The following is a 25260-nucleotide window of genomic DNA, read 5'->3' on the forward strand; positions in this document are numbered from 1 at the left end:
ATGCTTCCTTGCAATTTTAGACTCTTCATATGAAGTTCCGTCTTTTCAGCCGGTGTATTGTCCATTTTGAGATTACCTGTAAGGCGGCTAAACCCACCAGCAGCATCCCCCACATCACCGGAGATAACAAGCCCCATTCCTTCGAGCTTTCTATGGTAAAGATGAATACATTCCCACCTGATATCCTGATGATCGCCGCTGTCGCCAGCGAGAGGCCCATGATGAGCAGGGTAAGCCAGCCGTAGGCTTTTCCACTGAACAAGAACTCAATGTAGATGTACAGACCTGCAATCATCAAACCATAACCAATCCAAGTGAAGGCGAAGGAAAGATATTCGATCCAGTTCAAGTTCGCTTGAACATGTTCACCAAAGGCATAGATAAGTCCGAAGAACAGGATACCATTCATGCCGAAGGACAGGAAGGACTGGATCTTTCTTTTGTTCACAATAACCTCCATCGGGATAGGGAGACTCTTCAGATACATGAGCATCTTGGTGTAGGAATCCTCGCTCCAATATTTCATGGTCCTGCGGGAATATGTGAATCCTAGTATCGGAACTATAGAAAGTAGCAAGAAATCTGATATGACATTCCGATCCTTCCCACCCAACGAGTCATTCAGAACTAGTGTTGCTAACCCGCCCAGATATGCCATAAAAAGAAGTGAAAACGCTACCGGGAACAGGATCCTTAACTTAGACCCGCGAAAGTCACCCCGAATAATGAACCAAGACTGCTTGAACATCTTCATAAACAGTTACCTCGCTTTAGCATCTCAATTTGAAAAACAATGAGTTATGCACTGTGTTACCTGTGCTTACTGTATATATCTATATACACAGTATATGTCCTTTATTTTCCATCGTCAATATTTAATTCAAAATAATTTACAGCCAATCTCCATGACCATATAAAAAAACCAGACACCCCCGTGTCCGGTCCGCACTTTCATTATCTGATAAAGCATTGTCTGCGAGATGTTATAGATTACGACAAATTCAGACAAAAAATAGAATAATTCTCTTATAATAACTATACAGTAATATACAAATGGCCTATAATACTTACATAGTATTGTGTGTATGCATAAATGCGAAACAGACCTATATTTGGCACTAAAAATGTCGCATAAGCCATATTGTACGACATTTTTCTGCTGTCTTTCTTCTATTTTCGTACAGTTTGCACGCTTACTGCTTGATCAGGTGAGGGTTTTGCCAAGAGATTGAGGAGGGAGAATAGGTTGGGGGAATTAGCCGCACTAGTCAAAAAGGTGCACATTGCTCTAACGGAAGAGGCCCATGTGAGCGTTTGGATGAATTTTCTGCGGGACAAACACCCGGAAACGCACAGGCACTCCATTAGAGTAGCCATGATGGCAGAGGAACTGGCAGGCTCCATGAAACTAATAGAGAAAGAGAAAAACATTCTGGTGCGAGGATGCTTTTTGCACGACATCGGCAAGTCTCTAATTCCCGTGGAGATTCTTGACCAGCAAGAGCCCTTAACGGAGGAACAGTGGAATATCTTGAAGCTGCACCCGTTGCTCGGAGCCGAGCTTGCCAAAGATTTCCCAGGTATAGACAGCGAAGTAAACGACGTAATCCGCTATCACCATGAACGATGGGATGGCACGGGTTATCCCTACGGACTGAAGGGAGAGGACATCCCCTTTCTTGCTCGGGTCTGTTCTGTCATTGACGCCTATGACGCCATGCAATCCTTCCGCCCCTATCGGGAACGAACCTCCATCCAGCAGGCCAAGGATGAACTCCGCGCTCATGCCGGCACACAGTTTGACAGTCAGATCGTAGATCAGTTTCTGCTACTCACAGATCTGCAGTTGTCGGTATAGCAGAGACTTCCCAGCAGGAAAGCGGCCTCATAAAGAGTATACATATTCCTCACTTTCCTGATAAAAAACAGGCCTGTGGCTGCATGCTTCCGGGCAGGAGACATACAAATCCACTAGGCCTGTTCCGCTGGCGTCTATGCGCCCATAATGACTTCCCATACCGGCTTCGTATGTCCGCCCGGATACAGCATGTACAACAGCACATACACCATTACGCCTGTAATGGCGGTAATGAACCAGATTACAGAGGTCACTCTGCCCCATTTGCGGTGCTTGGCATACTTTGCCTTGAACCCTAGCGTAAGCGTAGTTAACCCGAATACAGCAGCCACAGTGGCCAGTACAATATGGAAGATCAGAAATACTTGATAAATGGTCTTCAGTTCGTCCGGTCCGCCCCATGAGGTGTTCCCCACAAACAGCGTTCTTGATACATACACGATAAAGAACAGCAGAGCAGCGACAGCGGCAGCAATCATCGTGTTCTTGTGCGCCTCACGTTTGCCCTTAATGATGAGTCCCCAGCCAATCGCCACCAGCACCGCACTAATTACGATGAACGATGTACTGATCGTTGGAAACAGCGTAAAAATATCCATGATTATCCCCCTTGGCATTCCCAGCTATCACGGATCAAACGACACCTTCCAGACCGGAAGAGTCTCCGGAATCTTCCCTGGCGTCTTGCCCGTTCTCTTTTTTATACCAATGATAGAACACATAAGCAAGCATAGAGGCGAAAATAAATTCCTGAATGAACTTCATCGCGATGCCTCCTACCTGCTGATCCACCTTTGGCGACAGCCATCCGAAGAACGTTGGACCCCCAAATGCCTTCAAGAGTGCAGCAGGATCACCGGACACACAATAGCCCATAGCTTTGGCCCATGCATCAGGATCACTGTAGGTGGCGTAGAGTGGTTGGCCAGCAAAAATAATCAGTCCGCAAGCCGGTGTCAGCAATACCATGTTGAGGAAGATAAAGCCGATCTTGCCGAGTCCCGAGGCCATCTTACGTTCCGGTAACGGGTTAATCAGCGTCCACCACATCAAAGCAGCTGTCAGGAAGAGAATCATATAATAGAGACGGTGAACCGTAAAATGCAGCATAACATAATCATGAATCACCGGCACGTGGTACAGCGAGAATAATCCGTTAAACAGCAGCGCCGCCACTACCGGATGAGCCAAAAACGACAAACGCCGCAAAGGGTTAACCTTCAGGGCAGCACGCCAAATCCAGTCGGGAATACCTAACATAATCAGAGGCACCGCGACGAGATAGGACAAGGCCATACTCAGCATATGAAAAGAGAACATGATATGCCCCAGTAAGCTAACCGGTCCTCCCTGTGCCAAATACAGCGCCACCATCCCGCACACAAATAGTGTTCTGCGGAAGAACGATACAGGGGCAGCACCCGAGAACCGTGACGACAACGGTCCGATCAACACAAAATAGGCCGCTGTAACCAGCAGCATCCCCGCCAAAAATAGCGGGCTCCATAAATCGGCGAAGCTAAAATATTGTAATCCCAGCATATTTTATTTATGCCTCCTTGGTAGGAAGGCGGGTATAAGGTGATTGTTCACGCAGCCATAATGCCAAAAAGAGGGGGCATGAACTGCCCTCCTCTTCCGCAAATCACCTTTAATCCCACCATACCCAGTAGAGTGACATGATAATACAAGTACCTGCTACAAAAAATCCACCGATCATGAACAGGATGGGCAGCATATGCCCTTTATCCTTCAAGTGCATCCAGTACCCCATCTGCACAAACACTTGCAGTACAGCCATTACCAACAGCAGAATCACAGCGAACGATGCATTCACTCCGCCTGCCGCAACTGCAGCGAAAGCGATCAAGGTCAGCACAATCGAGAAGATGAATACGACAATATGCTTTTGCGGTCCTTCATGCCGGTAGCGGTGCTTAACTCCGCCTTGTGGTGTTTGTTGATCCGTCGTCATGATCTAGCCCACCTTTCCAAGCAGGTATACCACTGTGAAGATGAATACCCAGACCACGTCGATAAAGTGCCAGTACATGGCTGAGACATAAATCTTCGGCGCAGTGATAACGTTCAGTCCCTTGCGAGACAACTGAGCGATCAGAATTCCGATCCAGACTATCCCGAAGGCAACGTGTGCGCCGTGGAACCCGACTAGCGTGTAGAACGCGGAGCTGAATGCGCTTGTAGTCATTCCGAATTCTTCATGTCTTATATACTCACTGAACTCATAGATTTCCAGTCCAAGAAAGCCGAGTCCCAGAACGACTGTAATAAGCAGCCAGTTTCGCAGCACAGCCGGACGATTCCGGTGCATCGCCTGGATGGCGAATACACTCGTCAGACTACTCACTAGCAGGATGAAGGTTGCCGCTGCAACCAATGGCAGATGAAATAGTTCATTAGCCGTCGGGCCTTCATTGGTCTGATTGCGCAGGGCCAGGAAGGTGGCGAACAGGGTGCCGAAGAGCACCGCTTCCCCGCCCAGAAATAGCCAGAAGGCGAGCACTTTATTGCGTCCCTCCAGGGTCGCTTTTTCCGGTTCGTGTGGAAGCGTGCCGTTAGCTGCTTCTGCGTGTGCCGTTGTCATTCCATCCTCACCCCTCTTCCAGCTCTTCAGGTTCAATATGCCAGCCGTGATCATCGAACACGGAACGCAGCACCATCGACCCAAATGTAATGAGAAGCCCGATTGCCGTTACAATGTAATTATTGAAAATAAAGCTCATAAACGCGTTGCCGAAATCATCCCTGCTGAACATAAACCCAAGTCCCGCTATGAAGATTCCCACGGACATGACGAACGGCAATGCCGTAGCGGAAGGCATGTGGATGGAACCGACTGGCTCCGCAGGCGTCATCCCTTTATTTCCGGCTGTTTTTTCTTTCCAGAGGGCATCAATACCGCGCACTAGTGGCGTTTGCTTGAAGTTATACTCCGGTGGAGGAGAAGGGATACTCCACTCCAATGTCCGGCCGTCTTCCCAAGGATCATCTAACGCACCCACAGGCTTTCTGGAAGTCAGGAATACGTTGGTCAGGAAGATAATCGTTCCCACGCCCATCAGACCCGCACCGATCGTACTAATCAAGTTCAGGAGATCAAACTGCTGGTTCGGCAGATACGTGAAGACACGGCGCTGCATACCCATCAGTCCAAGGAAATGCTGCACAAAGAATGTCATGTGGAACCCAAGGATGAAGGTCCAGAAGGTCCACTTGCCGAGTTTCTCGCTCAGCATGCGTCCGAACATCTTCGGCCACCAGTAATGCAGCCCTCCGAATAGACCAAGCACCAGGCCGCCTACGATAACGTAGTGAAAGTGGGCGACGACAAAATACGTGTCATGGAACTGAAAGTCTGCTGGTGCAGAGGCCAACATGACCCCGGTGACACCGCCCATTGTAAAGGTTGGAATGAAACCGGCTGCGAACAGATTCGGCGTGGTAAAACGCACCTGTCCACCCCACATCGTGAACAGCCAGTTGAAGATTTTGATTCCGGTAGGTACGGCAATAAGCATCGTCGAAACCGAGAACAACGCGTTCGCGACCGGTCCAAGACCCGTTGTGAACATATGATGCGCCCAGACCATGAAGCCGAGAAAGGCGATCAAGATCGTAGCGAAGACCATCGAGCTGTACCCGAACAGACGCTTGCGCGAGAAGGTCGGAATAATCTCGGAGATGATCCCGAACGCAGGCAGGATCAGGATATACACTTCGGGATGTCCGAAAATCCAGAAGATATGCTGCCAAAGCACGGGGTTACCCCCGGCACCAACCTCGAAAAAGTTAGCTCCAAGGATTCGGTCAAAGGTCAGTAGTACCAGGCCCACCGTAATGGCCGGAAAAGCGAAGAGAATAATAGCGGAAGTAATAAATGTGGTCCAGGCGAACATCGGCATCCGCATGTAGGACATCCCCGGCGCACGCATTGTGATAATGGTTGCCAGAAAGTTAATGCCCCCAATCAGGGTACCTAAGCCCGCGATCTGCAAGCCGATGGTATAAAAGTCTACTCCGTGTGTCGTACTATAAGTGCTGGTAGACAATGGCGCGTAGGCTGTCCAGCCGGCATCAGGTGCACCACCCATAACCCAGCTGAGGTTGAGCAGCAGGCCGCCGAACAGGAAGGTCCAAAAGCCAAGCGCATTAAGAAAAGGAAAAGCAACGTCGCGTGCCCCGATCTGGAGCGGAATGACCGCATTCATTAGGGCGAAGATAATCGGCATAACGCCAAGGAAGATCATCGTGGTTCCGTGCATCGTAATCAACTCATTGAAGAGCTGAGCGTTTAGAAAGGTATTCATCGGCTTGATGAGCTGAATTCGGATCAGGATCGCTTCCAGACCGCCAATGCCAAAAAACAAACCTCCGGCCCATAAATACAGAATTGCAATTTTCTTGTGATCGACGGTGGTGATCCAATCCATCAGTCCGGTGTGCCGTTTGACGGTATGACCATGCTTCAACGGCTTGGAATGGTTCAGGACAGGAGCTGCTTGAGCCAAGATTCGTACCCCCTTTTCAAAATTGCTGCTTGGTTTAATGGTTGAAAGGACTAGTTCAATTTGTAATTAGCCAGATAATGGGCAATGCCGTCAATCTCTTCATCGGTCAGTCCCAAATCCTTGGGGCTTGGCATCAGATTGTTCGGCTTCACGCTCTTAGGATCATGCAGCCAGGTCTTCAAGTTCTCCTCAACAGAAGCACCCTCTACTCCTGAATCATCATTGATCAAGATCCCGGCTATAGCTTCCCGTGAGCCAATCCCCGTCAGGTTCGGTCCAACGGATATCCCCTGATCACCTACCGCATGGCATTTCAGACATTGGTCCTTGAAGGTCTTGGCCAGGGCCGGATCTTCAGGAAGCACCGCTGCCGGTTTCTTCATACCGTCGATCCATTTCTGAAATGCTTCTTCACTGACGGACTTGACCTTAAATTCCATCAGGCCGTGAGAAGGTCCGCACAGCTCCGCGCACTTGCCTCGGTAAACGCCTTCATTTGGCGCACTGAAGCTGAAGCGGTTAATGGTACCCGCCGGGTTCGTATCCAGCTTACCAGAGAGCGATGGCACCCAGAAGGAGTGTATTACATCGGCAGTCTTCAATTCAAAGGCGATATCCTTTCCCTTAGGAATCACCAGATCCTGCGCCGTAGTTATGCCGTAATCAGGGTACTCAAACTCCCACCAGTATTGGTGACCTGTTACCTTTACTTTAATTGCATTTTTGTCATTCCAATGATCATTACCAGCAGCAAACACCGCTTTTACCGTTGGAACCGCCAGAACAACTACTAAAATCAGCGGAATCACGGTCCATAGAATCTCCAGCTTGATGCTGCCCTCCACCTGTTCAGGAATCTCGCTCTGTCCCGGCTTTCTGCGGAACCGGATCATCACAAATGCCGCGATGGAGAAGACAATCAGCAGCACGATAACCATAATGGTAATCGACAGTTTCATGAGTCCGTACGAGGTTTCTGCCGCCGGTCCCTGCGGCCTGAGTGCCGACAAGTCCGCGCGTCCGCAACCGGTAAGAAGAATGAGTCCAAAAACTGCGATCATGGGAAGGAGTCGCCTTACAGCTTGCCACGTTTTCATCATAGATCTACCCCGCTTTTCCCGATTTCATAATTTACCGTATTTTCCCTGTCAATTATAACAATCACTATTAATATAAGTTTAAGGGTGGGTTTTGTCAATCGTTCACAGCTAGTTCACAAAGTCTTTTCAGAAGGCCAAAAAGCCTGTCATTACTGAATTTAATAACGTTTTCTGAAAACGTATACAAACACAATTATATAATGAAAGCGATTGCATTTTAAAATGTGTCTATTAATTCATTTGACTAATTTATTCTCTGATTGTTTAATGAAAAATTCGCGTATTCATTGCGGGGCTTGCTTTCAACGGATTTTCTTCCACTTTTCACCAGTGTTGGAACGCAAAAAAAACCGCTTCCTGAAGCGGCACGCCGCCGGACACGGTTTATGAGAATCCTCATGGATGTAGTTACTCAGAATGTTGTCGTAAGAACGTCTGGGTGATGATCCTCTCTTGTAATTAGGAGACGGATGAATTCATCTTTACCAGTTCATGCTCTACGACCATGGTCAGCTCTTCTTCATAGCCTCCCGTGATCCGATACTTTCGGACGTACTCCTTTACGAATTTCTTGGGATCTTTGGGCCGGAAAATACGTGTCATTTCCCGTAGACTTTCCTTAACTTCGTTATGACCTTTACTTGCCATGATCAGTTCCCTCCCAAAACATTGAAAATGAATGCTCCGTTGTAGAGAATGCATGATGAAAAGTCCGCCGTAACTCCGAAATGCAAGTCAGTATCCGTTACACATACGTAGCTCGCACTATCCGCTTGACGCTGCTCCAATAACTTATTGAAGTGGATACATCATCTTGCAGGAGAAGCAGGTTCGTCGTGATTTGGGCTGAGAGCTTGAGATGCCTGTAATGAAAGCACCTCGACACTTTAATTACCCGAAGAGCCACTTACTGAATCACTCCTTTCGGGCCTTATCGTTATATTGTATCATATTCCGGCGCAACTTCCACCTTTCCATGTAAAATGTGCTTATGGGAAATATTTTTATTTTATGGCATGTAATTGGGGTGAGCTTTCCGGATTCCGGGTAAAATACACTCATATTTCAACTCGGCTAGCATGCCTGTCTGGATCAAGAAAAGAGGACCTCTATGATGAATCATCCATTGAATTTACTTCATTCACCCCATAGCCCCGTCTCCTTCATCGAAACAGCGCTCCCTGAAGACACAAACACTGACAGCTTCCTGTTGGAGCAAGCACATCAGACCATCCTGCAGAGCTATCCCAAAATGCACAGTATGCTATTAGTACGCCAAGGAAAGCTCATCTTTGAGCGTTATTATGGCGATTATCAAGCTGGGTCGCTAAATGATCTGCGTTCAGCCACCAAAAGCTTCGTCTCACTAATAACAGGGATTGCGATCAAGCGCGGGGACATCCCTTGTGTTGAAACCCCGGTCTGCGAAGTGCTGCATCGTCATATGCCCTCCCAGCCTTCGCCCCAGCTCGAAGAGCTCACCCTCCGCCATTTGCTGACCATGACCGCCGGCTTCAGTTGGATCACGGGAAAGAAGCTGGGGGAGCCACTCATTCGCAAGTTCCACAATAGCCGACGCTGGGGAACCTTTGCCCTAAGTCTGCCGATTCTTCCTGGCAGTATCGGGACCTTTCAGTATCGCAGTACCGATACCCATCTGATCTCTATGATGCTCTCGGAGTCCACAGGTCTAGATGCCTTCAGCTATACCCGCCAGCATTTCTTCACTCCACTGGGAATTACTCATGTTACCTGGAACTCAAGCCCCGAAGGGCATAGCATGGGCCATATCGGTTTATTCATGACCGCCAGGGATATGGCCAAGACAGCCATCTGCCTCCTGAGCGGCGGTCTCTGGGTGGGCGAAGAGATTGTCCCGCAGGCATGGTTACAGGAAGCTCTCGAACCTCAGACATCCGGCTATCCCTCCTTCGGCGACTATGGGTACCAGTTCTGGAACGGGACGATGAGCGGACAACCCTTTAAGCTTGCGCACGGCCATGGCGGACAGCAGATTCTACTGCTGCCAAGTTTGGATGCTGCTGTGATCTTCACCGCAGAGACTAAAGTCAGGCAGTGGAAGAATCCACGGAGACTAGTGGAGCAATATCTGATCCCTGCTATGGGCTGATGAGGATCACATACTTTGTCCACCGCCCTCATAGAATGATGGGGAGAAGGAGTGTGATCCCTTTGTCCCCTTTCAGATCATCTACAGGCCTGCCCGACAATATCGCGGGTGCGCTATGCTATTTCTTCCCTTTTGCAGGCGGCATCGTCTTTCTGGCTCTGGAGAAAAAAAGCCGCTTTGTGCTTTTCCATGCCTTGCAATCGCTGATCGCCTTCGGCGCGCTGATGGTCGGACATGTAATTAGCGGCCTGCTGCCGCTTATTGGTCCGCTCATTGCCGCCATTCTCTCCCTTTGCGGCCTGGCGATCTGGCTCCTGATGGTTTATCACGCGCTGGGTGGCCGATGGTATCGGCTGCCCTGGGCGGGAACTTTCGCGGAACAACAGCTTCGCCACATTTAATCTCCGACCTCTTGCGTAAAAAAGATTCCCTTTCACTCTTCCACTCCTTACAATGGAGAATAGATTACACTGGATCTTTGAAGCTGGGGGAAAAGAAATGTACTTATTTATCATAAATCCACGTTCCGGGGGAGGCACAGGGCAGCGAACATGGCGGATCGTAGAGAAGCTGCTGAAGCAGCGGCTCATTTCTTACGAGACCCTGTTCACTAAGGATGCTGCAAGCGCGGAACGTGCCGTGCTGGAGGCCTTGGCCCGGCGGGAGCATTGGGAAGCTGCTGTCGTTGTCGGAGGCGACGGCACGATTCACAGCGTGCTCGGCGCTCTTCATCAGACCGGAATCCGGCTTGCGGTAATTCCGGCCGGCTCCGGCAATGATACAGCCCGCGGGTTCGGCATCCCTCTGGATCCGGAGACGGCACTGGCGACAGCCACCGGTGGTCGCTGGCTGGACAGCGACCTGCTCTCCGGTAGGGACGAATTCACTTTGACCGCTGTCGCTAGCGGCTTTGACGCCCAAGTAGCGGTTAATGTGAATACCAGCCGCTACAAGCGTTTTTGCAACGCCATCGGCGCCGGACAGTTGGCGTATATTATCGGCATCCTGCATACGCTGCTGACCTTCAAGCCTTGCCGGGTCAACGTAGCCTGCGATGGCAAGGAGCATTCCTTCGAGACGGCCTGGCTCGTCTCGGTCTGCAACCTGCCGGGCTATGGCGGCGGGCTACAGATCTGCCCGCAGGCGGAGGCCGGGGACGGCCAGCTCGACGTCTGCGTTGTACACGGGTGCAGCCGCGGACAGCTCCTGCGGCTGTTCCCTACGGTGCTGAAGGGCAGGCACGTGTCTCTGCCCTTCGTCACCATGCTGCGAGGACGCAGCGTAGCTGTGACCTTCGAGCAGCCCCGGCAGGCCATCGGCGACGGCGAGAGCCTCGGCCTCGCGCCGCTCGCCGTGCGCTGCGTGCCTGGCGCGCTGCGCGTGCTGTCGCCGCAGGGCACAGCCGCGGCGCAGAGATCCTGCCAAGCCAGCGGCTAGGCAGGGGATTCCCGTCGTGCCGGATAGGACGGCACGACCAATAAGGCCAGCACGCGCTCTACCACGCGTGCTGGCCTTTCTTGTGCTGCGGCGCAGAGTAGCCGCAGCGAAACAAGCCGGAAACCATGGGCAGCTGCCCGGGTTTCCGGCTTGTTACTCCGAGGTGCTGCCGTCTAACCCGGCAGCACCTCATCGTCTTCCACAAATGCAATCTGCCCTTCCGTCAGCGAAGCGATTCGCACGAGCGATTCCACACGATAGCCCGCTTCCTGCAGCAGCCGGTGACCCGGCTGGAAGGATTTTTCAATCACAATACCAATCCCGGCCACGCTGCCTCCGGCCTGTTCCACAATCCTCGCCAGCCCGAAGGCGGCTTCGCCGTTCGCCAGAAAATCATCGACGATCAGAACCCGCTCTCCTGGAGCGATGAATTTCTTGGAGACGGTGATTTCATTGGTCTCTTTTTTCGTAAAAGAGTATACCTTCTCCACATAGATATCCTCTGTCAGTGTCAATGACTTCTGCTTGCGGGCAAAAATCAGCGGCACATCCAGCTCCAAAGCCGTCATGATGCCTGGCGCAATACCAGAGGACTCGATGGTCAGCACTTTCGTGATCTCTTCCCCGTTAAAGCGGCGGGTAAACTCGCGCCCGATCTCCCGCATCAGAACCGGGTCCATCTGGTGATTCAAGAAAGAATCTACCTTGAGCACACCTTGGCCGAGAACGATGCCTTCATCGATTACTTTTCGCCTCAACAACTCCATATGTACTCCTCCTTCTCCCACAAAATGGACCCTTACCTCCTCACAGGCTACAGCCCGGTCGGCTTCTGAGGCAAAAGGTTGCCTACAATGGATTTCAAATCATGGTCTTCCTTATGCTGATCCTTGGCATTACCCGTGTCATATCCCGTAATCCGGATCTCCGAATAGTTAGCCCCTGCATTCACCGGTTTGAAAATCAGCTTCTCCCGGTCCGCCAGCCGCACCTCGAATTTCATGTCCTTGAACATGCCAATCAGCTCAGCCTCACCCGGAGTGGCACCTTCATCCAAAAATAACAGTCCGCGCAGTGGCTTTGGACCTTCCGGATGCACAACTTCAAAATGAACGATGCATTCCATACATTTCACCTCCCTGAAATAATTTCGTTTCGGGCTGAAAGGCTCAGCCTTATTCTTGCCCATTCTCGCTGTGCATTACATATTTGCTATAGATGCTGCTATAGCGATCACCGTACCGCTGTTCAAGTTCGGCGCCCATATCCTGCTCCAGCTCGAAAAGTACCATTTCTTGTGTAAAATGATTCAACAGCAGTTCCACCATCACCGGATGTTCAGTGACGACAGCCTGTGCCGTACCGTCACTGTAACGCATACCAAGCATGCACCAGCTCCGATCGATCACAAACGAGAATTTGCGGCCATCACTGCGCGGCGGCTTTCCGCCCAGCGGCGTCCAGGCTGGTGGAGCTGCAACGGCATTGTCGCCGTCAAACGCCCACAGGAGCCTAACTCCCCGCAGCTCAGCTTGTTCCAGCTCGCTGCGCAGCAGTGTTGCTTCCTCCCGCCATACGTCAACCACGATCTCCTGCTCGGCCAGATTCAGCTGATGTATCAGTGCGCCAAGCACGTTGCGGTCTCCCTCAACATTGTAAAATGACGGGGTTACCGGTCCGCCGCGCGGCATTTCATTCTCCATATAAGCGAGGGAGGTCTGAATCCGCCCGGAGATCATCGTCGACAGTTCCTCCGGATTAAGCACACTATACCGTGCAGGCTCTCCTTCCCCGCATCGCACATATCCTTGTTGTGTCAGGCGCTGCAACGCAGCATATACGTTAGATCTCGATACTCCGAGCTGTTTGGCTACTTCATAGCCCGAAGCTTGACCTTTGGTCGCCAGCTCCACCATAATTTTGGACTCCATCTCTGTGAAGCCCAGATTGCGCAGATGCAGCAGCAACTGTTCCATTCTTATGTCCCCCTAAGCTGACTGTAAAACTAGATTTGCTCCGAACCGCAGCGCGGGCACCACATGGAGCCTTTTGGAAGATCTGTGCGGCAGATCTGGCATTTCACCATATCCCGCACACCATGCTCCTCGCTAGTCGCTGCCGGATCTTGTTGTTCTCCCGATTTCCAATCACGGATGCGCCGATCCAATTCAAGCTGCCGCAACCGTTCACGTTCCAATTCATCGGCATGACGACGTTCCTTGTCAACATCCGGGTTGCTCTCATCATTCTCTTCGAGTGGAAGTTCATCCTCTGCAAGCCCTGCTTCGGGATACACGCCAGCCGGACTCATCTTCAGCGCGATCTCCCGCTCCTCATCGGTCAGGTCCTCAGCACCATAGTATTGATGCTCATCCTCTTCCTCATGCACGGTGTACACCGGCTCTGGCGGGGCAGGCGCCTTATACGTAAAAGCCGGTTCTTCCTGCTTGCGTCCGCAGTGCGGGCAAAAATTGGCGTCCAGGGCCACAACCTGGCCACAGGCACACAGCCGTTCATTTTTCAGCTCAGCTATGCGGGAACGCAATACGTCAATTCTCTCCTGGTGTCTTGAACAGACACGCGACAGCTCCACCATTTTCCCTTCGGCCTCTGACATATCTCTCAAACGATATCCTTCATAGAAAAGCCGGCCCATTTTCATAAATTCAACTTCCATCTCACGCTCGATATCTGAAATCTGGCTATTCAGCTTACCGATTTCCACAGAACCTTGTGCTTTTTCGGTAACCCGGCTGGCACCGTCCTTGATACGCTGCAATAAGTTCATCGATGCTCCTCCTTCTCCACAGTGAAACGTGCTTCTATCATACCAAATGTACCGCACAGATTCATTATTTACCGTTCTGTGTATAATAGTAAAAAATGAACCCTAGGGCAATATAACGGAAAACGGAGGGATTCACGATGCCGGCCAATGACCAGAAAAAACGTTATTTTGTCTCTGCAGCCCATGGTGTAATACAGAATATCCGCAACGAGTCCAATGAGTTTGAAGTGCACCTGAATGATGAGGAGCTTACAATCCTGCAGGATCTGTTAACTAATCTGGAGAACGACGATGATTATACGTTCCGCCGTGCCTTTGTTCCGTTTAAATCCGCCGATCACGATGACGCCGCCGAGGAGTTTGACGATCAGACCATTGCCTTATACCAATATTTGTACGAACATGGCAGCAACGACACCAGACAAATGATTAAGTCCCTTAATGTTCTAACTAAGCTGGAGAACACCGCTTATCAAGACAAAGGTTATGGCGGGGGCACACCCCTGAACAAATAGATACTCATGATGCAGCGGTTGTATGAACAGTAATACGTAATTTAGCCCGGAATGTTTGTGAAGAATCCTTGAACAGCCGCTGACCGGACACCGGAGGGGAATCCTCCGGGGTTCGTTTTTTTGCTTCCGGGGATATAGATCGGTTAAAATAGAGTCAGTCACACATAACGAAATCGGGAGAGAAGCAGTGGAAGACGAACAAGAAAGCCGTCAGCTTACGCTGAGTCAGTTGCAGGTACACGTAAAGGATCTTCAGCAATGGAAGGCCAATGAGGATTTTGCCAGACAGATTGAGGAATTCAAGGCATTACCGGCCCTTTACCGTCATGCTCTTAATGAGCTTCAGAATAAAATTGATATCATCAGAACAGAATGGCAGGTTCGGGACGGCTTTAGTCCGATCGAGCATGTCAAATCCCGGATCAAGGAACCTAAGAGTATCATCCAAAAGATGGAGCGCAAGGGATACGATCTTTGCCTTGAGAATATGGAGAACTATATTCATGATATTGCCGGTATGCGAATTGTTTGTGCATTTGTCAAAGATATCTACCGTTTAGTGGATCATTTAAGCAGGCGTGAGGATATGCGCGTTCTGGAGATCAAGGACTATATCGCCCATCCTAAGCCGAACGGCTATCAGAGCCTGCATGTTATCGTCGCTATCCCGCTGATCCTGCTCGAAGGGACACGCTGGGTGAAGGCAGAAATTCAGCTTCGTACCCTTGCTATGGATTTTTGGGCAAGCATGGAACACATCCTGTATTATAAATTCGATAAACAGCTTCCGACACATGTTGCGGACGAACTCAAAGAAGCCGCCCGCGCCGCAGATGAACTCGATCAAAAAATGCTCCGCCTGCGCAGAGAGATCCTGGAACTAACCGAAGGAGACAGCAGCGGGAGCAGTAGCGGCCTGCGTAATACTTAAGAACTGCTCTGTTTGAGCAGACTAACATACACAGAGTAGTTGAACAGAATTTCAAACCGATGTGAAGAATTAATTCAATGGCTCAATAGGCTGCTTCCTATACAGTATTGATTGAACAACTTCTGCGCTATCTAAAAAGAACCTTCGTTCCCGAGCTTGAGTAGCGGGGTGAGGGTTCTTTTGGTTTATACTCATTGCTTACTTCTTACCAATTATCACTAATAATCCGTCACTACTTATCGCCACTGCACTACTTAGCACGTACTTCTCACTGTTTACCACTTACTTCTCTCTACTTATCACTCACTGCTTATCACTCACTGCTTACTTTCTACTTCCTGCTTATTACCTGCACCCTATCCATTAAAAATAACAGGATTATCTCCAGTTATTCAGAGCTAAAACTCAATCACCCTTCATTTAACTGGAAATTCTCCAGCTAATTCGCTTAATATCCCCCACTATCCGGCCCAATGACAATATTAACAGGAGTTTTTCCTGATAATTAGCGGATAACTCGCCAATTCAGCAAATTAACGTGAGAAATTCCCGTTAAACCCCTACCTCACCTGTTCCACACAGGCAAAACCTTTGCTGTACTCGTTATACTTCATCGTACTTCCCTCTACTTTACAGCACTACACATCACAAAATCTCCCGCGTTATTCCACAACTCGATATCAAGCCTTGCGAATGTTTTGCGCCCGCTTAACAGCAGCTTCGGACACCCGCCGCATGACCAGATGCAGTCCCTCGCGGGCTTTCGGAGTCTGGGGCAGAAGCCGTTCCCACTCTTCCTTCGTATCCGCAGTCACCGGTGCGGAGGGGAGAGCACGTTCTGCGATTTCATGGAATAACGTACCTGGCTGATGCAGGGAGCCCTCGGCCGCCGCCTCGGCCAGCCACTCTCCAGAGGTGATCGGCGGTCCTTTCCGCTCGAGCCGGGCCAGCTCGGATGCCAAATCACTAGGCTTTACCGGTTCGTCCTCGACAGCTTCCTGCCCCTTCTCCTCTGCCCAAAGCGCAAATACTCCGTTTAGCAGCTCCACCTGGGTCATCCCCCGCAGCGCAAAAGCCAGCCATGGATCATGAGCCAACTGGTTCTTCAGCAGCTTAAGCAGTTCGGTCTTCTTGCCTTCATGGAGGAGGCTATAGCTCCCTCCCTCCAATTCAGCCGCAGACGGCAAAAGATAGGTTTCAAGAATCGCATCGGCTATACGCCCCTGAAGCAGCCCATACACTTCACCGGCCTGGTCCGCCAGCATACGTATGATACCTCTCTTGGCATCCGCCGCCCAGAGTGGAACCTCCAGACTGACCCTGTCATCAACGTCCCATACTGCATTTATTTTGCCGGGGGAGACTTCCAACTTCAGCTTTGGCTCTGATAACTCACTCATGTGATCCCTCCTGTTCCCCTTCCCGTTCTACATCCAGTCCTGACCCTGCAGCTCAATAAGCTCCTTCAATTCATGATTGGACATCTCAGTCAGCCATGTTTCGCCAGAACCAACCACCTGCTCGGAAAGGCTTTTTTTGCGTTCAATCAGTTCGTCAATCCGTTCTTCAAGCGTCCCCTGACAGATTAGCTTGTGAACCTGCACATTTTTGTGCTGGCCAATGCGGAAGGCCCGGTCTGTCGCCTGGTTTTCCACGGCCGGGTTCCACCAGCGATCATAATGCACCACATGGTTCGCCCGCGTCAGATTGAGCCCAACCCCGCCGGCCTTCAAGGAAAGCACGAAGAATGTCGGCTGGTCTCCATTCTGGAAATCATGTACCATCTCGTCACGCTCGCGTTTCGAAATCCCGCCATGCAGGAACAACGGCGCTCTTCCGTAACGACGCGATAACCTGCTGACCAGCAATTCGCCCATCGCAACATACTGAGTAAAGATCAGCGCTGATTCGCCCAGCTCCGCAATACTGTCCAGTACCTCGAACATGACCTCCATTTTGCCGGATTGCTCACTTCGTAGACCCCGGCCTTCATCCCGACGGAACAGCTGAGGATGATTGCAGATCTGCTTCAGCTTCGTAAGGGAGGACAGTACGAGACCACGCCGGGCCATGCCGGAGCGTTCGCCGATCACCCCAAGCATTTCATCCACAACCCCTTGATAGAGCGCTGCCTGGGTATCCGTAAGCGGACAATACGATTTGAGCTCCAGCTTCTCCGGAAGATCTTTGGAAATGTCCGGGTCGCTCTTAAGCCGTCTTAGTAGAAAGGGCGATACCAAACGATGCAGCTCGCGCAGCCGCTCTCCACCTTCGCCGGATACATAACGCTGGCGGAAGGAATGATAGGTGCCGAGATAGCCGGGATTTAAAAAGTGGAAAATAGACCACAGCTCGCCAAGTCTATTCTCTACCGGTGTCCCCGTCATCGCGATCCGATGTGGTGCGGAGAGCTTCATCACGCTCTGCGCCTGCTTGGTACGGTGGTTCTTGATATACTGCGCTTCATCAAGCACAACCGTTGACCACTGCACGCTTGCAAGATCCTCACTGTCCCGGCCTGCCAGGTGATACGTCGTCAGCACAATGTCGTGGCTGTCCGCCAGATCCAGAAAGCCCTCGCCGCGGACCCGGCGACTGCCGTGATGGATGTGCAGCGATAGCGAAGGTGCAAACCGCTGCAGCTCACGCTGCCAGTTGCCGAGGAGCGAGGTCGGGCACAGAATCAGCACCGGCCCCTTCTTTTCCCCCTCAGGAGCTGTAAGTGCGCGATCCAGTAGGCAGGTAATCACCTGCACCGTCTTCCCAAGACCCATATCGTCGGCCAGACAGACCCCAAAGCCGAGATTGCCCAAAGCAGCCAGCCATTGATAGCCCCGCTCCTGATAAGGCCGTAGCGTGCCCTGAAGGACATGCGGGACGGGATGGCTTTCACCCCGCAGCACATCGCCGTGCATGATCGAAGCCAGCAGACCGGAAGTTTCCATGCCCGTAACGGACATGCCTTTCCAAAGCCTATCTTCGCCATCTTCCGCTTCCAGCCTCATCCAGTCCGCAGCAGTCATCTCACCACTCTCATGACGCTTCATATATCTTAGAACCTGGCGAATCTCCTTCGGATCCACCTCGACCCACTCACCCCGAAAACGGACAAAAGGAACCCCTGCCTCTACCAGTGCCTGCAATTCCTCTTCAGTGATAGAGGTATCTCCTAACGAAGCCTCAATGCGGAAGGAGATCAGCTCCTCCATGCCGAGGGCAACTGCTGGCGGACCGTCTAATCCTCCAGGAGGCTGCATCTTCATCTTCATACCTACACGCCGGCGCCCCTCACGGCTCCAGCGTGAAGGCATCTGCACCGTTATTCCCCGGGCGGTCAGCTGCTGCACGGTCTCCTTCAGGAAGAAATGCAGACGATGCGGCTCTAAATCTACGCCTTCAGGGGCGGGATGATTAAGCCCCGCCTGGATGTCAGGCGATATCTTGCCCGCACTTCCGAGCGCCGTCAGAAACTGCTGCTGGATGTTGCGGTAGCGCCTGCCCCACAGCGTAAATTCCTGTTCTCTACTGCCCCAGATAGCTTGAGCGGGAAGCCAGAACTCTCCCTCTTCCCGATTCTCTGCCCAAAAAGACAATCGCCAGACTTCTGCGTCTTCTACCGGTGGCTCCAGTCGCAGACCCAGTCCAAGCTGCCCGCTCTGCTCCTCTTCGGCCGCGGTATGCGGAACTCCGCTTCCCGCGGTTTCATTCACACCAGCCAGCAATTCATCAACCTCGGCCTGGGTCCCCTGTACCGGAATGTCACGGCTGCCGGTCAGTAGACTGTCCCACCACAGCTCCGTCAGTGGCGAGGTGCCGCGCCGATAATTAGCTTTGAAGGGGGACAGCTCCCCTTCCATCCCGGCGATAACCCGCTTGATCTCGGCTGTCATGATCGCCTGCAAGAAAGAATACAGCACATACGCCCCCGCATCTTCGCGGGACGTGACCTCGCTGGCTTCAGCTGTGTGCGTTCCTAATGCCAATACCGGCATTGAGGCTGCCAGCTGAAGAAAGTACTCCCTGTCCTCCGGTTTGCGAAAAACTGGCGACCAGCAGGCCGCAGCTGCCTGCTCGCCGCCCCGGCGGCGTGAGCCTACCGGACGCAGCGGCTGGGCGCCGGGAACAAACCCGCCCGTGCCCATCAGCTCCAGGGCGAAACGGGCCGCGGCTGCCCAGTAGCGCAGCTCGCCTCCTGGCTCCACGCCCTGGCTTAGACATTGCTCCGCGTCCCACGCGAGCAGCAATTCAAAAGCATCTTTGGGCGCCAAGGCCAGCCCTTCAAAGGTACGGCCCGGCAGCGCACGGCGCGCCGGCTTCCCTTCCACAGGCAAGACTGGATATTTCACTTCCGCCAAGCGCAGCGCTGCGCTCACAAAAGGACGCAGTCCTCCCTGCAGCTCCAGACGCTTGACCACCCGGGTCCACGCATCTACCTTCGGCTCAGATGTCTCGCCGGAGAAGCAAAATAAAACGTCTCCTAACCATATTGCATACAGATGCTTATTCATTGATGATCTCCTAATAAATAATTCAAATATATAAAGGATCAAATATCCTTGAAGTAAAAGACTTCATCTCATCATCATATACGAAAAAGCGCCGATTTAAAAACCTTTCTGCTTTTTTTCTGCAGATTTTCATGCAATCCCCTCTGCAACCGGAGACAATTCCGTCCGTATGCTATAATTGAGATTATTTAACAGGAGGTGGCACGGATCAAATCGCAAGTCCCATTAATCCTTAATCGACGACAATTCATGACGGGTTTGATCTTACTCGGTGCACTTATTGTGCTTAGCATCCGCTACCCCGGGACGGATTCCTGGTTGGATATCCTGATGAATACCTTCGGGATTCCGCTATACAGCTCACCAGCAACCCGGACCGGCCTGCACTATTCCGGTATAGTATCACTAATTTTGCTTCTAGCCTCAATTGCCTTTTTCAACATGTCTCTGTCACGTCATCGGCTGCTCCTGTTCATAGTATTCATAATATTACTAACCAATGTGCCTCAATGGTTGGTCAGTAGCTACCAGCGCATGTTCGCTTCAGGTGTGTACGCACTTGAACTAAAACCCGAAAAAATAATATGTACATACAAGCTTGAGGGGGCAACTTACAACGGTCAATGTCAGCTGCCTGTGCGCAATTACAGTGTCAACGGAGTCGTGGCAAAAGTAGTCCTTCAATTGCCTGAGCTCGAAGGACACCCGCTAGCCGGGGCCTCCATTCCCCTCTCTTCCCTTGAGCTGAAGCCCCATGATAGCGGTAGCTACACTGCTGAATTTCAGCTTCCTGCAACAGGAACTACAAGCATGGAAAGCGGACAGCTGAGAGGATTTTCGGTCACCCTTATTGACAAAAAGCACAGCCACACCTGGGAGCAATAGGATTCCCTATCAGCAGAAACCCAAGCTGAAGGCTGAAGCCCGATGCTTATTCAGGCCACAACTGGACAACAGCAAAAAGGAGTCGCAGCATTCCTGCCGCGACTCCCTGACTTGTGTACTCTCTATTGCATTTCATGTCGACTCCCAGCGGTGCAGGATAGCTTGTCCTATACTGCTGGAATTTTTGTGCGGTTTATTTCTTGCGGGCAATCGCTTCAATCTCAACCAGCCCATCTTTCGGCAGACGCGCTACTTCAATCGCGCTGCGTGCCGGGTAAGGCTCTGTGAAGAACGTGCTGTACACTTCGTTCACCGCTACAAAATCATTCATATCCTTAAGGAACACTGTAGTCTTAATTACATGATCCAGTGAAGCGCCTGCCTCTTCCAAAATAGCCTTGACGTTGTTCAGAGCTTGACGGGTTTGTTCCTGTACGCCTTCCGCCAGTTCTCCCGTCTCTGGATTCAAACCGAGTTGACCGGAAGTGTGTACCCAACTCCCCGTAGCGATAGCTTGGCTGTATGGCCCGATTGCACCAGGCGCTTTGGATGTTGCTACTTGTTTCTTACTCATAATTGTGTTCCTCCCATATCCATGGATTATTTATGGTCCCATTGTACGTCCTGATCTCTATCTAATGCAAACATCAATCTGCGTAAGACGTGAAGCCGCCTGTCTTAGCCCTTTCCGATTACATGTATCACATCATTAGGATAGATATGTACACCAGCGGTACCAGCCAGCGAAATATTCACCATAGCCCGGGCTACCGTCTCTCCCGGGATGGCCTTGTATTTGGCCGCTTTACCAACCATGGCAAAATCCAGCGCTGTCATCAGGCGAGCCGCCACCCGCTCCCCAAGCCTGAATTCCTTACGCTGTCCCAGCAACAGGGAAGGGCGGAACAGATGCAGACCATGGAAGCCGGCCGCGATTAGTCCCTCTTCAGCACGTCCCTTGGTTCGGCTGTAGAAATTGCGGGACTTCGCGTCGGCCCCTATCGAGGAGACCGCCAGCAGCTGCCTCACTCCCTCTTCCTTTGCTATAGCAGCAGCCTCCAATGGATATCCAAGATCGACCCGTTCGAAGCTGCTTTGTGAGCCTGCGGTTTTGATCGTCGTTCCAAGACAGCAGAACATGACCTGCACTCCCTGGAACTGCTCTCTGTACCGGGACAGCTGCTCCCAGTCCACTATGGTCTGCTTGAGTAAAGGATGCTTGATCCCGATGGGACGCCTGACCAGCACCCTGATTTCATCCCAGGCTCCCCGGCGCAATAGCTCCTGGGTCACTGCCTTCCCTACCAAACCGGTGGCTCCCAGCACCATCGCTATTCGTGACATTGCAGAGCCTCCTTTTTCAAAAAAATCATCATAACTCATATCACCTTTACGCATCTTTAAGAATTTTCCGCCCGAGCGTTGCAGCCAGCACGATCATCAGTAATCCGACGACTAACTGCGTTCCGAACACCTGTGTCCAGCGCGGCCAATCCTCAATCCATTCATAGATTTTACCGCCGATCAGCGGACCAAAAAACGAGGAAATCCCTGTAAGTGCTGCATACACAGCCATATACATCGGCCGCTCTTTTTTAGGTGTATCGCCAATAATAAAGTTGAAGGCCAGCTGATTGAAGCCACCAACTCCCACCCCGAAGACAATATGGGCGGCGAACAGCACCACCAGCATCGGCAGCACCGAGAGCAGACCCCAGATCAGCGAGGAAACAGCAATAATGGGAAGCGTCCAAAGCAACAATCGTTTGTTGCTATATTTCGCATTCAAGTTCCCCCAGACATAGAAGCTGGCCATCATGAACACCGTCTGTGATACGTTGAGCAACGACATAGTTTGATAATTGATATTCAGCAGTTGCAGCATCACATAAGAATACAGTGGAACAACAAGGTTTTGCAGCAAAAGCCAGCCAGCAAGGAACAATGTAGACTTCATGAACAGTGTATCGTGAAGCGGTTTCTTGAGCATCGGCAGAAACTTGTTTTCTTCAGACTTCTCAAACGGTACATCCGGGTAGAACAGGTAAACAATAATGTTAGCCGTTGAGAAAATCCATACCACAATGTACAAAATGAGAAAACCATGGCCCCCGGGATAACGGTCGAGAACGATGCCGCCGCCGTACATCACCAGACTGCCCAGAGCGTTCAGAAAAGTATTACGGATTCCGAAATAACGGCCGCGCACCTTCGGCGGAACCAGATCACTGATAACAGAGCTCCATAACACGGAGCCTGCTGTATTTGCAATGAAAGCGGTTGTATATAACGCTATAAAAGCTATTACCCAGTATTCTTTTGGGAAGATAAACGGCACCAGGCCGGTAGAACTCCACAGTATCCGGTGAAGGGCAACAAAAGTGACCATAGCCCACTTGCGGCTGGGCAGCTTCTGAATCAAGAACGCAACACCGATCTGGCCGATATTGACCAGCGTCGTCAACGCCAGTACAAAACCGATTTGGCTGGAGGTAGCTCCTAAATATAACAGAAAGCCCGTAAGAAACTGCCCTTGAAGCAGGACCTGGAAGATCGTCGCAGGAATCCCCTCAAATGTGGCTATCTGCAAATTCTTGCGCTGTACAGAGGCTTTGCGAATACGCTTGGGACGATGAACCGGTTGCCTGTTTCTCATGATGCTCATGGGGACGATAACACTCCTTTGATGCGGCTTTGGCTTCATTCTACTCCGCATCAATCTCCTGTCAATATGGCGAAATCACAAATAAAATTGGAGCCCCTTTCCCGAAATTCCTCTTGTCCTAAATAGGCAGATACAGTGAAAAGATACTGCCCTTCCCCTCCTCGCTTTGAACAGTGATGAAGCCGCCGAGCAGTCTGGCAAGATCATGACTAATGGACAACCCCAGCCCTGTTCCGCCGTATTTGCGGCTAATCGTCCCGTCCGCCTGCCGGAAGGCTTCGAAAATGATCATTCGCTTCTCTTCGGCAATCCCGATGCCACTGTCCCTGACTTCAAATACCATCCAGTTCAGATCCTGCCCGTCTTCCCAACGCTGTTCCGCTCGGATGCTCAGCATTACGCTGCCCATCTGTGTAAATTTAAACGCATTGGACAGCAGATTCCGCAAGATTTGCTGCAGCCGCTGTGGATCTGAGATGATGGTCGGCGCGAGATTTTCACTTACACTGACCACAAATTCCAGCTCCTTTTGCTTCGCGATCACACTGAACTGAAGAGACAATAGCTCCGGAATCTCGCTTACATTCACCTGTTCCTTGATAATATCCAGCCGGCCTGCCTCCACCTTGGACAAGTCAAGGATATCATTGATGAGCATCAGCAGTTCTTCGCCCGAACGATGGATAATGCCGCCGTACTCAGCAATCTCTTCCCCGGTAGTGGAATTATCATTTTCTTCTATTAATTGCGAGAGATTGATTATACTGTTCAGAGGGGTTCTCAGTTCATGTGACATATTGGCCAGAAACTCCGACTTGTATTGCGAGGCCAGCATCAATTGCTTCGCTCTTTCCTCCAGCACGATTTCATTCTTGTGCAGTTCCTCTGTTTGAGCGGACAATAGCTCGTTGGCACGCCGTATCTGCTCATTACGCGAAAGCTCCATTTGGAAGTCCCAGATGATGAGGGCAAATAAAATACTGAGAAGCAATCCAGAAGGAAATGTGATCGGCATAATTTCCGTTATGTACTCTGTTGCAGGGATTACACCAAATATGGTGATATTCAGTGCGTTCATGACATTGACCGCCAGAATGACGATGAAGCCTTTTTTTATTATGGAAGCATTCGAACGGGTAATCCAGAAGCTGAGCCCGGCGCAGAGGAAACCAAGAATCGATAAATTGAGCATTCCCGCCAGCGCAGCTTCGTTCCATCCGAAGGTCAGCCGGGTCAGCCCCGTTCCAAATCCGATCAATATGAGGGGAAAGGGCTGCGGAAAAGCAATTGTCGTTATAATGATGGGCACGAACCTTAAATCAAAGATGACATGATCATCCAGTCTATATCCAAAAAAAGAGCTGATCCATCCGGCGAAAATCGCCAGCAATACCCAGCTTACCTGCTTCACGCGTTTTGGCGCATACGTGATGAGATGCTTGTATAATAAATTGGCCAGATAGGCAATGGTGATCAACACAGCCGTGTTCACGAAAAATATTTTTAAATATTCCATAGCATCACTCCTGGCCTAAATATTAGCAACTACCAGTAATACTAGCATATTAATCCACCTGATTCATTGAATAACAGGCGCTATTTCTACAACCTCCGGTATGTAATTAAGCAACCCTTCTCAGCGGCAGCAGAAGAGCGCAAACCAGATGCGATTTGCGCTCTTCTCCCATGCTATTGTTGCCTATCAATCCCGGAACGAACGTCCCCGGATTCTTTATTCTTCTTCCGCAGCTTCCTTCATATATAGACATGTCATCAACGGCTTATTACCCCTCATTTGACAGCATGAATCCTAACTTGTTTCTTCACCCTTGGAGAAAGAGGTCATCTTTTGTCACATAATAATCTTTAAAATAGCTTTCAATATTTTCTAAAATTTGATATACTACATATAT

Annotated in this window: 25 protein-coding genes; 7 read left to right on the forward strand and 18 right to left on the reverse strand. The window is 50.8% G+C overall.

What is annotated here, in order from left to right; translation table 11 throughout:
- Window positions 1-25: 25 nt before the first annotated feature.
- Window positions 26-754 carry an ABC-2 transporter permease gene (locus tag ACFRAM_RS28775; protein WP_483875013.1) on the reverse strand — a complete coding sequence of 243 codons (729 nt, stop codon included), beginning with the start codon at window positions 752-754 and terminating at the stop codon, window positions 26-28.
- Window positions 755-1246: 492 nt separating this feature from the next.
- Between ACFRAM_RS28775 and ACFRAM_RS23290 the strand changes: the two genes are divergently transcribed.
- Window positions 1247-1858: an HD-GYP domain-containing protein gene (locus ACFRAM_RS23290; protein WP_246317119.1), complete on the forward strand. Its 612-nt coding sequence runs from the start codon at window positions 1247-1249 to the stop codon at window positions 1856-1858.
- 134 nt (window positions 1859-1992) lie between these two features.
- Here ACFRAM_RS23290 and ACFRAM_RS23295 read toward each other — a convergent pair whose 3' ends face one another.
- From ACFRAM_RS23295 to ACFRAM_RS23325, 7 genes are all read right to left on the reverse strand, one after another.
- On the reverse strand, window positions 1993-2457 hold the full coding sequence (locus ACFRAM_RS23295; protein WP_379468562.1) for a DUF420 domain-containing protein: 465 nt from the start codon (window positions 2455-2457) through the stop codon (window positions 1993-1995).
- A gap of 34 nt (window positions 2458-2491) precedes the next feature.
- A complete protein-coding gene (gene ctaG, locus ACFRAM_RS23300; RefSeq protein WP_379468564.1) occupies window positions 2492-3400 on the reverse strand; it encodes a cytochrome c oxidase assembly factor CtaG in 909 nt (302 codons plus the stop codon).
- 109 nt (window positions 3401-3509) lie between these two features.
- Entirely contained in the window at window positions 3510-3833 is a 324-nt protein-coding gene (locus tag ACFRAM_RS23305; RefSeq protein WP_175372229.1) for a cytochrome C oxidase subunit IV family protein, read from the reverse strand.
- A 3-nt stretch (window positions 3834-3836) separates the two neighbouring features.
- Window positions 3837-4463: a cytochrome (ubi)quinol oxidase subunit III gene (locus tag ACFRAM_RS23310; RefSeq protein WP_175372230.1), complete on the reverse strand. Its 627-nt coding sequence runs from the start codon at window positions 4461-4463 to the stop codon at window positions 3837-3839.
- A gap of 7 nt (window positions 4464-4470) precedes the next feature.
- A complete protein-coding gene (ctaD, locus tag ACFRAM_RS23315; protein WP_175372271.1) occupies window positions 4471-6309 on the reverse strand; it encodes a cytochrome c oxidase subunit I in 1839 nt (612 codons plus the stop codon).
- A 128-nt stretch (window positions 6310-6437) separates the two neighbouring features.
- Window positions 6438-7487 (reverse strand): cytochrome c oxidase subunit II, encoded by a 1050-nt coding sequence (coxB, locus tag ACFRAM_RS23320; RefSeq protein ID WP_379468567.1) that lies wholly within the window; start codon window positions 7485-7487, stop codon window positions 6438-6440.
- A 459-nt stretch (window positions 7488-7946) separates the two neighbouring features.
- Window positions 7947-8135 carry a hypothetical protein gene (locus tag ACFRAM_RS23325; protein ID WP_042123803.1) on the reverse strand — a complete coding sequence of 63 codons (189 nt, stop codon included), beginning with the start codon at window positions 8133-8135 and terminating at the stop codon, window positions 7947-7949.
- Between the two features lie 463 nt (window positions 8136-8598).
- Here ACFRAM_RS23325 and ACFRAM_RS23330 point away from each other — a divergent pair, with 463 nt between their 5' ends.
- The 3 genes from ACFRAM_RS23330 (at window position 8599) to ACFRAM_RS23340 (ending at window position 11055) form a co-directional block, all read left to right on the forward strand.
- The gene (locus tag ACFRAM_RS23330) at window positions 8599-9618 is read left to right on the forward strand and encodes a serine hydrolase domain-containing protein (protein ID WP_379468569.1); all 1020 of its coding nucleotides are present in this window, start codon (window positions 8599-8601) and stop codon (window positions 9616-9618) included.
- A 62-nt stretch (window positions 9619-9680) separates the two neighbouring features.
- Complete coding sequence (locus ACFRAM_RS23335; RefSeq protein ID WP_379468571.1) at window positions 9681-10019, forward strand: DUF4870 domain-containing protein; 339 nt, start codon at window positions 9681-9683, stop codon at window positions 10017-10019.
- A gap of 97 nt (window positions 10020-10116) precedes the next feature.
- The gene (locus ACFRAM_RS23340) at window positions 10117-11055 is read left to right on the forward strand and encodes a diacylglycerol/lipid kinase family protein (protein WP_379468573.1); all 939 of its coding nucleotides are present in this window, start codon (window positions 10117-10119) and stop codon (window positions 11053-11055) included.
- A 173-nt stretch (window positions 11056-11228) separates the two neighbouring features.
- Here ACFRAM_RS23340 and ACFRAM_RS23345 read toward each other — a convergent pair whose 3' ends face one another.
- The 4 genes from ACFRAM_RS23345 to ACFRAM_RS23360 are packed head-to-tail and all read right to left on the reverse strand — an operon-like array spanning window position 11229 to window position 13843.
- Window positions 11229-11822, reverse strand: coding sequence for a xanthine phosphoribosyltransferase (locus ACFRAM_RS23345; RefSeq protein WP_175372233.1), 594 nt, complete (start codon window positions 11820-11822; stop codon window positions 11229-11231).
- Between the two features lie 47 nt (window positions 11823-11869).
- Window positions 11870-12181 carry a hypothetical protein gene (locus tag ACFRAM_RS23350; protein WP_379468576.1) on the reverse strand — a complete coding sequence of 104 codons (312 nt, stop codon included), beginning with the start codon at window positions 12179-12181 and terminating at the stop codon, window positions 11870-11872.
- Between the two features lie 49 nt (window positions 12182-12230).
- Complete coding sequence (locus tag ACFRAM_RS23355) at window positions 12231-13031, reverse strand: TrmB family transcriptional regulator (RefSeq protein ID WP_379468578.1); 801 nt, start codon at window positions 13029-13031, stop codon at window positions 12231-12233.
- Between the two features lie 29 nt (window positions 13032-13060).
- Window positions 13061-13843 carry a zinc ribbon domain-containing protein gene (locus ACFRAM_RS23360; RefSeq protein ID WP_379468580.1) on the reverse strand — a complete coding sequence of 261 codons (783 nt, stop codon included), beginning with the start codon at window positions 13841-13843 and terminating at the stop codon, window positions 13061-13063.
- A 137-nt stretch (window positions 13844-13980) separates the two neighbouring features.
- Between ACFRAM_RS23360 and ACFRAM_RS23365 the strand changes: the two genes are divergently transcribed.
- Together ACFRAM_RS23365 and ACFRAM_RS23370 are read left to right on the forward strand one after the other, a co-directional pair.
- The gene (locus ACFRAM_RS23365; protein WP_379468582.1) at window positions 13981-14358 is read left to right on the forward strand and encodes a hypothetical protein; all 378 of its coding nucleotides are present in this window, start codon (window positions 13981-13983) and stop codon (window positions 14356-14358) included.
- Between the two features lie 229 nt (window positions 14359-14587).
- Window positions 14588-15289 carry a GTP pyrophosphokinase gene (locus tag ACFRAM_RS23370; RefSeq protein WP_379468609.1) on the forward strand — a complete coding sequence of 234 codons (702 nt, stop codon included), beginning with the start codon at window positions 14588-14590 and terminating at the stop codon, window positions 15287-15289.
- 680 nt (window positions 15290-15969) lie between these two features.
- On the opposite strand, the gene ACFRAM_RS23375 is transcribed toward ACFRAM_RS23370, so the two are convergent.
- Together ACFRAM_RS23375 and ACFRAM_RS23380 are read right to left on the reverse strand one after the other, a co-directional pair.
- Window positions 15970-16689 (reverse strand): hypothetical protein, encoded by a 720-nt coding sequence (locus ACFRAM_RS23375; protein WP_379468583.1) that lies wholly within the window; start codon window positions 16687-16689, stop codon window positions 15970-15972.
- A 27-nt stretch (window positions 16690-16716) separates the two neighbouring features.
- Entirely contained in the window at window positions 16717-19797 is a 3081-nt protein-coding gene (locus ACFRAM_RS23380; protein ID WP_379468584.1) for a DEAD/DEAH box helicase, read from the reverse strand.
- 249 nt (window positions 19798-20046) lie between these two features.
- On the opposite strand from ACFRAM_RS23380, the gene ACFRAM_RS23385 reads away from it, so the two are divergent.
- Window positions 20047-20682 carry a hypothetical protein gene (locus ACFRAM_RS23385; RefSeq protein ID WP_379468586.1) on the forward strand — a complete coding sequence of 212 codons (636 nt, stop codon included), beginning with the start codon at window positions 20047-20049 and terminating at the stop codon, window positions 20680-20682.
- Window positions 20683-20875: 193 nt separating this feature from the next.
- Here ACFRAM_RS23385 and ACFRAM_RS23390 read toward each other — a convergent pair whose 3' ends face one another.
- The 4 genes from ACFRAM_RS23390 to ACFRAM_RS23405 all read right to left on the reverse strand — a co-directional run bounded on the left by ACFRAM_RS23390 (window position 20876) and on the right by ACFRAM_RS23405 (window position 24863).
- On the reverse strand, window positions 20876-21256 hold the full coding sequence (locus tag ACFRAM_RS23390; RefSeq protein ID WP_175372241.1) for a RidA family protein: 381 nt from the start codon (window positions 21254-21256) through the stop codon (window positions 20876-20878).
- 104 nt (window positions 21257-21360) lie between these two features.
- Window positions 21361-22026, reverse strand: a complete 666-nt coding sequence (locus tag ACFRAM_RS23395; protein WP_379468589.1) for an oxidoreductase — start codon at window positions 22024-22026, stop codon at window positions 21361-21363.
- A gap of 46 nt (window positions 22027-22072) precedes the next feature.
- Window positions 22073-23347: an MFS transporter gene (locus ACFRAM_RS23400; protein WP_379468591.1), complete on the reverse strand. Its 1275-nt coding sequence runs from the start codon at window positions 23345-23347 to the stop codon at window positions 22073-22075.
- A 118-nt stretch (window positions 23348-23465) separates the two neighbouring features.
- Window positions 23466-24863 (reverse strand): ATP-binding protein, encoded by a 1398-nt coding sequence (locus tag ACFRAM_RS23405; RefSeq protein ID WP_379468595.1) that lies wholly within the window; start codon window positions 24861-24863, stop codon window positions 23466-23468.
- Window positions 24864-25260 lie beyond the last annotated feature (397 nt).

Origin of the sequence: Paenibacillus sp. NPDC056722 (assembly GCF_042790635.1) — a bacterium.
GTDB classification, from domain to species: Bacteria; Bacillota; Bacilli; order Paenibacillales; family Paenibacillaceae; genus Paenibacillus_AQ; species Paenibacillus_AQ agri.